A 13,099-nucleotide genomic window follows, 5' to 3' on the forward strand; every position below is an offset into this window, starting at 1 on the left:
AAGTAACAGCACCTTCACAAGTTGGCGCAGACGATTCTACTGGACCTGTTGGTATTAATACATTTCCACATGCATCAGTAACTGATGGCAATGTTGGTAATACAATACCTGCATAACAATCAGCAGGGGCAGATGTCGCAGTGATAGTATCAAAATCTACAGCTACTATGGTGTATGTGTAAACCCATTCATTACTGGAACCTTGACAGCTTGGATATGTGTAAGTAAACGTTATTGTACCTTCACAATTATCATAAGTACCGCCTTGAACAGGGCCAATAGGATTGATTGGTAAACCACAGCTATCATTAATAACTGGAGGATTTACAAGACTTACATCAGCATCAGCAGCACAAGCAACTTGTGTTCCTTCATTAGCTGGCAATTGAATTTCTTCTAATTGAACGTTATAAACGTACGACCAATCAAGTGAGTTTCCAGCACAATCGGTATAAGTATAGGTATATGAAACAGTACCTTCACAATCAACAAAGGTTCCACCTTCAACAGGGCCTGATGGCACTATATTATTTCCACAACTATCTACAACAACAGGAGGCGTTGGCTCAACTGCTAAAGATGCGCAAGCCACGTCCGCATCACCATTCGGTGTATCAATTGTAAAAGCTGTAAATTCAATATTTGCAGTATGCACGTAATCTTGTGTATTACCAGCACAATCTGTATAAGTCCAAGTGTAAGTAACAGCACCCTCACAAGTTGGCGTAGAGGATTCTACAGGACCTGTTGGTGTTAAAACATTTCCACATGCATCAGTAACTGATGGCAATGTTGGTAATACAATACCTGCATAACAATCAGCAGGGGCAGATGTCGGAGTGATCGTATCAAATTCAGGTAAAGCAATATTTGCAGTATGCACGTAATCTTGTGTATTACCAGCACAATCTGTATAAGTCCAAGTGTAAGTAACAGCACCTTCACAAGACGGCGTAGAGGATTCTACAGGACCTGTTGGTGTTAAAACATTTCCACATGCATCAGTAACTGATGGCAATGTTGGTAATACAATACCTGCATAACAATCAGCAGGGGCAGATGTCGCAGTGATCGTATCAAATTCAGGTAAAGCAATATTTGCAGTATGCACGTAATCTTGTGTATTACCAGCACAATCTGTATAAGTCCAAGTGTAAGTAACAGCACCTTCACAAGATGGCGTAGAGGATTCTACAGGACCCGTTGGTGTTAAAACATTTCCACATGCATCAGTAACTGATGGCAATGTTGGTAATACAATACTTGCATAACAATCAGCAGGAGTAGATGTCGCAGTGATCGTATCAAATTCAGGTAAAGCAATATTTGCAGTATGCACGTAATCTTGTGTATTACCAGCACAATCTGTATAAGTCCAAGTGTAAGTAACAGCACCTTCACAAGATGGCGTAGAGGATTCTACAGGACCTGTTGGTGTTAAAACATTTCCACATGCATCAGTAACTGATGGCAATGTTGGTAATACAATACCTGCATAACAATCAGCAGGGGCAGATGTCGCAGTGATCGTATCAAATTCAGGTAAAGTAATATTTGCAGTATGCACGTAATCTTGTGTATTACCAGCACAATCGGTATATGTCCAAGTGTAAGTAACAGCACCCTCACAAGTTGGCGTAGACGATTCTACAGGACCCGTTGGTGTTAAAACATTTCCACATGCATCAGTAACTGATGGCAATGTTGGTAATACAATACCTGCATAACAATCAGCAGGGGCAGATGTCGCAGTGATAGTATCAAATTCTAAATATTCAATAGTGTAAACATAAGACCACGTAGCTTCATTGTTATTACAATCCGTAAACGTATATGTATAAGTGCGTGTTCCTTCACAAGTAATTGGATCTGGACTGTTTGTAATTGCAGCAGCAGACGGTGTTATTGTATTACCACAAGCATCTGTAATAGTAGGAACTGTAAAGGTTTCAGTAGCTTCAGCGGCGCAATTTACAAGACCACTACCATTAATAGTACTAATCACTAAAGGTGGCGTGTTAATTGTGAAGGTTTGAGTAGCTGTCGCTGTTTGATCGCAATCGTCTGTTATTGTATAAGTTCTAACTACGCCTACAGGACAGGTACCTAAAGATTTGTCTTGATAGGTAATGCTAGCAACAGCATTTGCTGTAAATGTTCCGCCTTCCGCTAGAAATTGAGCTTCTGTAATAGTCGTAATTGCGATATTGAAATCTAAAGCAGTTTCACTTCCAACTGATATATCAGTGGCATTACAACCATTCATCACAATCGCATCAGGTGCTATTAATGTAGGAGGTGTAGAATTCTCTAAAATAATTTCATAATCAGCAGTTGCAGAACAATTTGAATTTGTGTCTGAAACTGTAACTGTATAAGTTCCCGCAGGTAAACCTGTTAAATCTTGTGTTGTTGCATTTCCTGCATTATTCCAAGAATACGTATAAGGACCTGTTCCGCCAATTACAGAAATATCAATAGCACCACTATTGCCTCCAGAACATCCTGTGTTCGTTAAGCTATTTAATGTGATGGTAATTGGGTTAAGTACCGTTACCGTAATTGGTGAACGATCTCCAGTACAAGTAGTACTTGGTCCTTCAGCAACATAATAGGTAAAAGTCCCTGCTATGTTGGTAGAAGGTGTTAAACTCGTTAAACCATCATTTGTAGTATTATCGGTGTAATATAAAAGAACGTAGCTTGGATTGGTAGGAGTTGCTGTTAAAGGAACTGCCGTTTCACCTAGACAATATGTTACGTTGGAAGTTGTAGGTGAAGTTGTAACCTCATTTACTTCAATAGTAAAAATATAGCTACATCCCGTATCTCCCGGAGGAACTGCATAATAAGTAGTGATACCAATTGTTGCAGGAAAAGGGTTGTTAACTGTATACTGCGTTGAAGAATCCGTTACGGGATATGAGTTGTAAAATCTAGATCCTGGAGGGAAATTTGCTGAAACAGCTGATACCGGAATGGTATTTCCTTGAAAATCACAATAAAAGAACTCTCTTTCTACTGAAACGTTAGTACAGTTATCAATAATGTATTGAGCCGAGTCAATATCAATTTCAATAGGATTTATATTAGGTTCACCTTGACAAACACCATTTTGTTGGTAACCTTGTATAAGTGGTAAGGAGTAATTACTTTGAGAAACAACACCTGTACCAGAAATATTACCACCTACAATTACAATTTTAGGCGCACAATTATTATTTATAAGAATGGCACAATCCGTTGTGGATGTCAGCTCAAATGTGATGCTGGCCATTAACTCATTTAAATTGTTAATGTTTAAAGGAAGATAAGAAATATCCCAAACAATAGAACCTGTTGCACCTAAATTAGGAGCGAAATAGGGTGGAGAAGAAGTAAACAATGGATTAATTTCATTGTATGAAATACTTCCAGGAACAAATTGCGATGTATATGGAATAGGAATTACTAATTTTCCATTAGTTATGGCTTCTGTTCCACGGTTTCTAATTTCTACACCATATTGCACAACATCACCAGGCTCAACAACATAAGGTTGAGTCGCTGGCGCACCATTAATCGTATTTGCTGATAATAAACCTTCAGATTCAGGAACATAGGCTACAACCGAAAAAATTACATTATAAATAATGTACGTATCTCCTGTAGAGCCATATCTAAATTGTGTACTTGTTTGGTTGTTGTCAATAATTGAGTTGTTTGTATTTGCAACATCAAACATGGCAATGTCTATACCTGTATTGTTTTTTCTATTTAAATTTCTTGCATTTCCACCCGTTAAAATGGAAGAGTTAAAGAAGTTATTTGCTGAATTTCCAGAATGTGATAAACTTTGAAATTGATTATCTGATTGTCGTTTTATTTGGAAATAATCACCTGAAATTCCTACGTCACCTTCACCAGCCATCATACCAAGCTTGAAGTTTACAGGGCCATTTTGAACCGCTTTAAACCCAGAAACATTTATAGTATGTTGAGCAGTTCCACCAACCACATAAGCATAACCATCAAAAACGGTTACATCACGCCAATCCATTTTAGAGTTTTCGTAAACAACTACAAGTCCCCAGCCGCCGTAATAACCGGTACTTCCGCCGTCTCCTTGAGTAAGTGCCATATCAGCAACAAAATAATCCCCGATACCACCATTTCTAACAATATTGGTTACCTCTTTATAACCAGCATACATACCAGCATCACCAGGATATCTAATATCACCAGCATCAGCAACTATAGTTTGATAGCTTTGTCCAGGTCCTTTAAATTTAACGGTTCTACGTTGTAAATCTGTAAAATTATTAGCGTTACTTCTACCTGACCAGTATAAACCAGCATAAACAATATTTGAACAAGATGGCGTGGCTCCATTTTCTTCTGAAAATTTTAAAGTAGAAGAAGAGGAGTTTTTAGTTAAAGGATCTCCATCAACGTCCACAAATTTCATGTCGTTGTTACTGTTGTTTTTAGTATCGGAATAATTTACTAATGTCAGGTTGGTATTACCAGCCATGGTAAAATCACCTTTTACATTGTAAACCGTTTTGCTTGGCGAAAAATCTGAAGTCCTTGGAGTAAAAGGCTCACGAACTTGACCAAAACTATAGAAACTAGCACCTAATAACATAATCGTTACTAGCAGTAGCTGTACAATATTTCTATGAGCTGGAACTTTAATAGCGTATAGTTTTTTCATGTTTATAATAATTAATTATTATTATTTAATTTAGGAAGGGTTTACAACTTTATAAAAAACGGTCGTTACAGAATCGGCGTTCATAAGATAATTTCGCACTTGTTCATCTGAACACTCGAACAAACATTTTATGTACACATATCTTAAAGAAGTAAATCCGTTGATTCTAGATAAGTCCAATCTGTTATTTAAATCTGACATTTGGTTAAGCGTAATAGTAATTACTTGTACACTATTATAGGATCTGTTGCTAGCTTGTAATAAACTGTTAGACGATGCATCTAAAAGTTTTAAAACTGTAGGACTTTCAGTTCCCGTAACATTAATGATTTCTGAATTCTGAATGTAGATGGTTGGATTGTTACCATGCAATAACTCATTTGGAATAGTTACCGAAGATCGCATACTGCTATTTTCAGAACTGTTGTCAAAAATTCTTTGAATATTATTTTGTGCAAATCCATTTGCAGAAAACAAAATTGATAGCATACAAACCATTGTTAGGGATGCTAAAGTTGCGTTCATTCTATTTTTCATAAGTAGTGATATATAATTTTTTTAACTTCTTCTTTAATAAGAGCTATAAAATCAATTTATTCTAATCGTTCAAAAGAGTCTTAAGTCTTTACAAGATTTAATGACATATTCGATTTTCTAAAAATTGTTGAGGGAAGAGCATGCGAACATGCCAATGGATTAGGTTTTTTAGATGGATTTGGAATCATTTGATTAATAGCTTACTTAGCAAATAACATACGATTAAAGCATCTAATCAAAAAAAAATGTTAAATAACTCAAAAATTCGTTCAAAGGAATAATTAAAACACTTAGTCGATGAATAGGTTAGATTAAACGGCTGCGCTTTATCTAATAAACTCATTTTTAAGGATTGCAAAATTTAGGGGAAGTGGTTTTGTAGATTCATTTTTTCATGTAAATTAGGTCGGTTAATAGCGTTTAATTGGTTTTAAGGACGGCAATGTAGGTTTTTTGTCTTATTAAAACAACACTTAAACTGAATTATTTAACCTTTAATCGATATTATATGAAAACACTGACACTTATTCGCCATGCTAAATCATCTTGGGTTCTCAACCTTCCTGATATCCAAAGACCGTTAAACGACCGCGGTTTTAGCGATGCCCATTTAGTTGCAAATCATATTAATTTGCGTCAATTTCAGCCCGATAAATTAATTTCGAGCACAGCAGTTCGTGCTAAAACAACAGCAGAAATTTTCATAGATATTTTGAAAATTCCATCAAAAATTTGTGAATTTAATCATGAATTGTATGATTTTTCGGGTAAATATTTAACGTTTCACATTAAAAATTGCTCGGATTCTATAAATCATCTTATGGTTTTTGGACATAACGAAGCCATAACTAATTTTGTTAACACCTTCGGCGATAGATTTATAGAAAATGTTCCAACTTCTGGGCTTGTAACCATTACTTTTGATGTTAAATCTTGGAAAGAAATAGCTTTGGGTGAAACCGTACAGGTAATTTTCCCCAAAGATCTTAAATGATATAAAGAAATGCTTCAAGTCTCATACTGATGAGCGAAAATTCATCTTATTATAATATATTTGTAGGACAAGTAAAAATAGTTAATGACAAACCACGTAATAGAAAACCGCTATATAAATAGAGAAGTTAGTTGGCTCCAGTTTAACGACCGTGTGCTACAGGAAGCCGATGATGAAACCGTTCCATTAATTGAAAGGCTTCGCTTTTTAGGTATTTTCTCAAACAATTTAGATGAATTTTTTAAAGTCCGTTATGCCACAGTAAAACGTATCGTGGAAGCTGGAAAAGGAGGAAAAAGTGAACTTGGTGGTATTAAAGCGAATGAGTTATTAGATATTATTACCCAAATTGTTATAAAACAACAAAGTGATAGTTTAGAAATATTAAGCAAAATTCATAAGAAATTAGAAGACGAAAATATTTTTATTATTAATGAAACGGAGATTCAACCTTCGCAACATCACTTTATAAAAACATATTTTCATCAAAAAGTGAGTCCCGCTTTGGTGACTATTATTTTAAGCGATTCTATAGAATTGCCCAATTTAAAGGATAGTGCAGCCTATTTAGCTATAAAATTAGGCTTGGCGAATGGCAGCAATCAATATGCATTGATTGAAATATCTAAATCCATGGATCGGTTTGTAGTTTTACCAAAAAAAGATGGTAAAAGCTATATCATCATGTTGGATGATCTTTTGCGTTATTGTTTAGATGAAATTTTCGATATTTTTGATTACGAAACCATTTCAGCCCACATGATTAAAATTACCAGAGATGGTGAGTTGGACTTGGAAAGTGATTTAAGTAAAAGTTTTATAGAAAAAATTTCAGATAGTGTTAAGCACCGTCAAATAGGAGAGCCTGTTCGTTTTGTTTATGATAAAACCATTGATGCGGAAACCTTGTCCTATTTAATGAAGAAAATGAATATTGATTCTACCGACAGTAAAATTCCAGGAGGCCGGTACCACAATCGTCGTGATTATATGGATTTTCCAAGTTTGGGTCGAACCGATTTATTGTACACCAAAATTGAGGCTTTATCGGTAAAAGGATTAAATTTTCAGGATAGTATTTTTAAATCTATTGCGCATAAAGATTATTTAATTCATACACCATATCATACATTTTCCTATATCGTTAAATTTTTAAGAGAAGCTGCTTTAGATCCTAAAGTGAGTAATATTAAAATTACCATTTACCGATTGGCTCAAATTTCGCATGTAGCGAGTTCACTTATTAACGCTGCTAAAAACGGCAAAAAGGTAATAGTTTCTATTGAAATTCAAGCCCGATTTGACGAGCAAGCCAATATTGATTATGCCCAGCAAATGCAGAATGAAGGTGTGCATTTAATTTTTGGTGTTCAAGGTTTAAAAGTACACAGCAAAATGTGTGTTATTGAGCGTGAAGAAGCGCATAAAATTATTCGCTACGGCTTTATTAGCACCGGGAATTTCAATGAATCTACTGCTAAAATATATACGGATTATACCTTATTTACGGCCAATCAAAAAATATTGAAAGACATTAATAAGGTCTTTAGTTTCTTTGAAATTAATTATAAAATATACCAATACAAGCACATAATTACATCACCGCATTATACGGAGAAAGCATTTTTTAGGTTAATTAATGCACAAATTGTAAATGCATCTTTAGGGAAACCTGCGCAAATACGGTTTAAAATGAATAGTTTATCGAGTTATCGAATGGTGGATAAATTGTATGAAGCAAGTCGTGCTGGTGTTAAAATTCAAATGGTTGTTCGAGGCATTTGCTGTTTAATTCCAGGTGTTAAAGGCATGAGTGAAAACATTGAGGTAGTGAGCATCGTTGATAAATTTTTGGAACACTCCAGACTTTATATTTTTGGTCCAGATGAAAATGCACAAATTTATATTTCATCAGCCGATTTAATGACCCGAAATATTGAAAATAGAGTGGAAGTAAGCTGTCCTATTTATGATGAAGATATTAAACAGGAATTATTAGATAATTTTGCTATTTTTTGGAGTGCTAACGTAAAAGCACGTATCTTAAATGAAACCCAAAATAATCAGTATAAAGAGCGTAAGGAGCCTATTATTCGTGCGCAATTTGCCATTTATGAATACTATTTAAATAAACTAAAAAGTTAGCATGCTAACCATAAAAAAATACGCTGCAATAGATATTGGTTCCAATGCCGTAAGGTTGCTAATAGCGAATATTATAGAGGAAAAAGGTAAACCCACGCGCTTTAAAAAAAGTTCGCTGGTTCGTGTGCCCATTCGTCTAGGTTCTGATGTGTTTATGAAAGGTAAAATTTCAAAACATAACGGCGAACGCTTATTAGACACTATGCAAGCCTTCAAACTGCTTATGAAATCTCATAATGTGGTAAAATATAAAGCCTGTGCTACATCGGCCATGAGAGAAGCGAGTAATGGTACTAAAATTTCCAATAAAATATTAGAAAAAACCGACATTAGAATTGATACCATTGATGGCGAAGAAGAAGCGGCAATTATTGCTGCAACAGATTTAAACGCTTACATAAATCCAGATAAAACCTATTTATATGTTGATGTGGGTGGTGGAAGTTCGGAGTTTACTGTAATTCATAATGGAAACTCCATAACATCTAAATCTTTTAAAATAGGAACGGTTAGATTACTGAATGATATTGTAAAAAATGAAACTTGGTACGAGCTGGAACAATGGATTAAAACGCATACCAAAGATTTTGAGAAAATTGACGTTTTAGGAACTGGTGGAAACATTAATAAAATATTCAAAATTTCGGGTAAACCTATAGGCAAACCGTTGACTTACTTTTATTTAACATCCTATTACAATATGTTGCAAACCTATTCTTATGAAGAACGTATTTCGGAACTCGATTTAAATCAGGATCGTGCTGATGTAATTATTCCAGCAACCCGTATTTACTTATCTTCTATGAAATGGAGTGGTGCCAAGGACATTTTTGTGCCAAAAATTGGTTTAGCAGATGGAATTATAAAAAGTATCTATTTCGATACCGTTTCAAGTAATACACAGTAAAAATCATGCAGTTTGTCTTTTTATTAACCTATATTTAAGAAAATGATATATATTCGCTAGAACTAAATCAAATTTAAGACCTTGTAAAACTTATTTAATTATGAAAAAACAATTACTCTTATTAGCCTTTGTTATAATTGCATCCGTTTCATATGCCCAAAATGCTATGTATGGTGTTCGAGCAGGAATGAACGTTTCAAATTTAGATTTTGAACCAGATGCAACCTTTGATAACCAACACCGAAATGGATTTGCTATTGGTTTCTTTGGAGAATATAGCTTGTCATCTTCTATTTCTTTAGCACCAGAAATTCAATTTTCTGCAGAAGGAGCAAAAGATAGAAACTTACGTGTGGATTATATTCAAGCGCCTATTTTATTGAAATTTAAACTTGGTGATAGAATGTCATTGGGTGCTGGTCCTTTAATTGGCGTTAAGGTTCATGAATTTGAAGATGGATATGGAAACTTCGGTTTCTCTGGAGTTGGTGCCATCGAATTTATGATTACTGATGAATTATTTATCGACGCTAGATACCATTATGGTGTAACTAATATTTTAGATGATAATCCTGCAGGATTAGAAGCTAAAAACTCTAATATCCAAATAGGTATTGGTGTAAAGATTTAACTAATTAACCAATTATATTTGAAGAACTCCAACGCTTTTTGTGTTGGAGTTTTTTTTTGCTCTATCCGTGAATGGTTTCCTTAGTGCCTAAATCTTTCATAATATTTGCTTCAAACTCTAATAAGTCATTCCACTTTTTATCTACCTCTTCACGATTACCATACTGTCTAGCAAAACCTAAAAACATGGTGTAATGATTGGCTTCACTAACCATCAATTTTCTATAAAATTCAGCTAATTCTTTATCTTTTAATTCTTCGGAAAGCAAACGAAAACGTTCACAACTTCTAGCTTCAATTAAAGCTGCGTAAAGCAATCTGTGAACCAATTGCGTGGTACGGCTGCCACCTTTTGGAAAGAAGGTAATTAGCTTTAAAACGTAATCGTCTTTACGATCCCGACCTAATATCCAACCATGATCTATAATCCGGTCATGAACCATTTTAAAATGACTGATTTCTTCTTTAACCAAAGTAATCATTTCTTGCACCAAGTCTGTGTATTCTGGAAAACCGACTATAAGCGAAATAGCTGTACTCGCTGCTTTTTGCTCGCAATAGGCGTGATCCGTTAAAATATCTTCAATATTTTTTTCTACAATGTTTACCCATCTTGGGTCTGTTGGTAATTTAAGTCCTAACATGTTTAATTTTCAAAATTAGATACTATGAATTTTCCATTTGGCTTAATTCGTAGTGTGTATTGTAATTTATAATCGCCTTTAATATGATTGTAATAAAAGCTTATTTGGGCTTCTTCCAATTCTTTTAATGCTAAATCTGGTGAATTTTCTACAGCAACGCTTAATAAAGTCATCATCTTTAAGTCTTCATTGAGGCTCTCATTTTCAGTATTGAAAAAGGATTTATCCACGGTTTTATTGAAAATTTCTTTTTCATCTTTAAAAACGGTTACCTCACTTATAAATTCGCGGTAAAACGTTTTAGTCGTAATGGAATCGATTTTTATACTGTCTACCAAATTGTTTTCCAAATCGGAATAGGTTTTAATTTTAATACGAAAACCATTGTTTAAAATGGTATCGGTTTTAATTTCCGTATACGTTTGAGGGATAAAGACTGTCTTGGTTGAAAAAGAATCTAACAGTTTGGTTTCTTTCAGTATTTCTTGTGGCGTTTTTTCCAATCTATCGCGTCCATCACAAGCGGCAAAGGTGATTGCAAATACCAATAATATAATAAGGCTTGTATATTTCATAGGTTTTAAAAATCTAAACCAAAGGTCTTTTTTAAGACATCAATAGCCGGGTTTTTTTCTTTTAATTTCTCAAACTGCTCTTCAGTTGTATAGGCATATTGCTTTTCCATTTCCTCATTAATAGTAATGTCTAAATGAATATCAAAATTGTTCAGTTCTTTTCGAATAAATCCTAAAAGTTCATATTGTTCCCGTTCAACTTCCAATTTATTAGTGGCATTTGGAAATTCTAGTTGAATGGCATTTCCATTTGCTTTAGGAACATCAATGGATAAAATAGAAGCTAAATTGAATTTTCCAGTCGCTTCCAATTCTTTAACAAAAACATTCCAAACACTTACTAATTGGTCTTGCGTGAAAGTATCTTTAGGTAGTTCGGTTTCGTCTACCACCACATCCATTTGTCGGATTTTATGTTCTTTTTTGGTTTTAAGACTTTTTATTGATAAACCCGATGTCGTTTTCCGTTTAGCGTCTAAAGTTAGAACACGTCTTGAGTCGTCTTGTACAGGTTCAGCAACTTGATTGCTTGTTACTTGTTGTGTAGCTTTAGAAATCTCCGGACTGGCCACAGTTGAAGCAGGAGTGGAGGTAATAGCCTTGGTATTTACAGGAATGGGTTTTATGCCAATCTTTTCAAAATAACTCGGCGGAATTATAAACTGTTTAGAATTTTTTTTTTCTCCATCGAAAGTGATAGAGGCAAGTTGCATAAGGCAGAGTTCTACCAGCAGACGCTGGTTTCTACTGGACTTGTATTTCAAATCACAATCGTTAGCTTTTTCAATACCTTCAAATAAAAAGGCTTGAGATGCTTTTCGGGATTGTTCTAAATATTTGACTTGTGTTTCTTCACCCACTTCCAATAATTCAACTGTACTTGGATTTTGGCAAACTAGCAAATCCCTGAAGTGCGATGCTAGACCAGCAATATAATGATGGCCATCAAACCCTTTAGCTAAAATACTATTGAATTGTAATAATAATTCTGGGATTTTATTTTCTAAAATTAAATCAGTGCTTTTAAAATACGTTTCATAATCCAGCACATTTAAATTTTCAGTAACCGCTTGACGCGTTAAATTTTTCCCTGAAAAACTAACCACACGATCAAAAATGGATAAAGCGTCACGCATGGCGCCATCGGCTTTTTGAGCTATAATATGAAGGGCATCATCTTCGGCAGTAATACCTTGCTCTTTGGCAATATATTGTAAGTACGCCTTGGCGTCTTTAACCGTAATACGTTTAAAGTCGAAAATCTGGCAACGCGATAAAATGGTTGGAATAATTTTATGCTTTTCGGTTGTTGCTAAAATAAAGATGCAATGTTTTGGTGGCTCTTCTAATGTTTTTAAAAACGCATTAAAAGCAGCTTGAGATAACATGTGGACCTCGTCGATAATATAGACTTTATATTTCCCAACTTGCGGCGGAATACGGACTTGATCCGTTAAATTTCTAATATCATCTACCGAGTTATTAGAAGCTGCATCGAGTTCAAAAATATTAAAAGCAAAATCTTCATCTTCTTTTTCAGTTCCATCGCTATTAATCATTTTGGCCAAAATACGCGCACATGTTGTTTTACCAACACCACGAGGACCTGTAAATAATAAACCTTGAGCTAAATGGTTGTTTTCAATGGCGTTTAATAAAGTATTTGTAATAGCATGCTGCCCAACAACGTCCTTAAACGTTTGTGGTCTGTATTTGCGCGCTGATACTACAAAGTGTTCCATTTTTTACTGAATTTAATTCAGTTTTTTTATAGAAAACTGAATCAGTAACAAAGTTAAACAACAAGTTCATAATTCAAGATTTTGAACATAGAATTTAATAGGAGTTATTAACAATAGCCATTGGTATAATTAAGATTCTATTCTAACAAAAATAAATTATATTTACAGGATAACGATAACTGAAAATTTCCATATCCTGATTTATTTGCGGGATATGGATAATAAAAGT

The 13,099-nt window shown here is 34.5% G+C and carries 9 protein-coding genes; 4 read left to right on the top strand and 5 right to left on the bottom strand.

Going from position 1 to position 13,099, the window contains the following annotated elements; translation table 11 throughout:
• Positions 1-4,696: SprB repeat-containing protein (locus ES674_RS15030; protein ID WP_148405419.1), on the bottom strand; the 4,696-nt coding region annotated here is incomplete at its 3' end.
• Positions 4,697-4,726: 30 nt separating this feature from the next.
• Positions 4,727-5,233, bottom strand: coding sequence for a hypothetical protein (locus ES674_RS15035; protein ID WP_148405421.1), 507 nt, complete (start codon positions 5,231-5,233; stop codon positions 4,727-4,729).
• 508 nt (positions 5,234-5,741) lie between these two features.
• Here ES674_RS15035 and ES674_RS15040 point away from each other — a divergent pair.
• The 4 genes from ES674_RS15040 (at position 5,742) to ES674_RS15055 (ending at position 9,910) form a co-directional block, all read left to right on the top strand.
• Positions 5,742-6,227: a SixA phosphatase family protein gene (locus ES674_RS15040; protein WP_148405423.1), complete on the top strand. Its 486-nt coding sequence runs from the start codon at positions 5,742-5,744 to the stop codon at positions 6,225-6,227.
• An 84-nt stretch (positions 6,228-6,311) separates the two neighbouring features.
• Positions 6,312-8,372 (top strand): polyphosphate kinase 1, encoded by a 2,061-nt coding sequence (gene ppk1 / locus ES674_RS15045; protein WP_148405425.1) that lies wholly within the window; start codon positions 6,312-6,314, stop codon positions 8,370-8,372.
• Position 8,373: 1 nt separating this feature from the next.
• Positions 8,374-9,279: a Ppx/GppA phosphatase family protein gene (locus ES674_RS15050; RefSeq protein WP_148405427.1), complete on the top strand. Its 906-nt coding sequence runs from the start codon at positions 8,374-8,376 to the stop codon at positions 9,277-9,279.
• A 100-nt stretch (positions 9,280-9,379) separates the two neighbouring features.
• Positions 9,380-9,910 carry a porin family protein gene (locus tag ES674_RS15055; RefSeq protein ID WP_148405429.1) on the top strand — a complete coding sequence of 177 codons (531 nt, stop codon included), beginning with the start codon at positions 9,380-9,382 and terminating at the stop codon, positions 9,908-9,910.
• Positions 9,911-9,971: 61 nt separating this feature from the next.
• Here the strand turns inward: ES674_RS15055 and miaE are convergent, their stop codons facing one another.
• The 3 genes from miaE to ES674_RS15070 are packed head-to-tail and all read right to left on the bottom strand — an operon-like array spanning position 9,972 to position 12,870.
• Complete coding sequence (gene miaE / locus ES674_RS15060; protein ID WP_148405431.1) at positions 9,972-10,553, bottom strand: tRNA-(ms[2]io[6]A)-hydroxylase; 582 nt, start codon at positions 10,551-10,553, stop codon at positions 9,972-9,974.
• A gap of 2 nt (positions 10,554-10,555) precedes the next feature.
• Positions 10,556-11,128: a hypothetical protein gene (locus ES674_RS15065; RefSeq protein ID WP_148405433.1), complete on the bottom strand. Its 573-nt coding sequence runs from the start codon at positions 11,126-11,128 to the stop codon at positions 10,556-10,558.
• Positions 11,129-11,133: 5 nt separating this feature from the next.
• The gene (locus ES674_RS15070; RefSeq protein ID WP_148405435.1) at positions 11,134-12,870 is read right to left on the bottom strand and encodes a DNA polymerase III subunit gamma/tau; all 1,737 of its coding nucleotides are present in this window, start codon (positions 12,868-12,870) and stop codon (positions 11,134-11,136) included.
• Between the last annotated feature and the right edge of the window lie 229 nt (positions 12,871-13,099).

This window comes from Bizionia myxarmorum, assembly GCF_008086205.1.
Lineage (GTDB): Bacteria > Bacteroidota > Bacteroidia > Flavobacteriales > Flavobacteriaceae > Algorimicrobium > Algorimicrobium myxarmorum.

Excerpts from the sequence above, each read along its gene's own strand:
- ES674_RS15070 (WP_148405435.1), bottom strand. The coding sequence starts at position 12,870 with ATGGAACACTTTGTAGTATCAGCGCGCAAATACAGACCACAAACGTTT.
- ES674_RS15065 (WP_148405433.1), bottom strand. The coding sequence starts at position 11,128 with ATGAAATATACAAGCCTTATTATATTATTGGTATTTGCAATCACCTTT.
- ES674_RS15040 (WP_148405423.1), top strand. The coding sequence starts at position 5,742 with ATGAAAACACTGACACTTATTCGCCATGCTAAATCATCTTGGGTTCTC.
- ppk1 (WP_148405425.1), top strand. The coding sequence starts at position 6,312 with ATGACAAACCACGTAATAGAAAACCGCTATATAAATAGAGAAGTTAGT.
- ES674_RS15055 (WP_148405429.1), top strand. The coding sequence starts at position 9,380 with ATGAAAAAACAATTACTCTTATTAGCCTTTGTTATAATTGCATCCGTT.
- ES674_RS15050 (WP_148405427.1), top strand. The coding sequence starts at position 8,374 with ATGCTAACCATAAAAAAATACGCTGCAATAGATATTGGTTCCAATGCC.
- ES674_RS15035 (WP_148405421.1), bottom strand. The coding sequence starts at position 5,233 with ATGAAAAATAGAATGAACGCAACTTTAGCATCCCTAACAATGGTTTGT.
- miaE (WP_148405431.1), bottom strand. The coding sequence starts at position 10,553 with ATGTTAGGACTTAAATTACCAACAGACCCAAGATGGGTAAACATTGTA.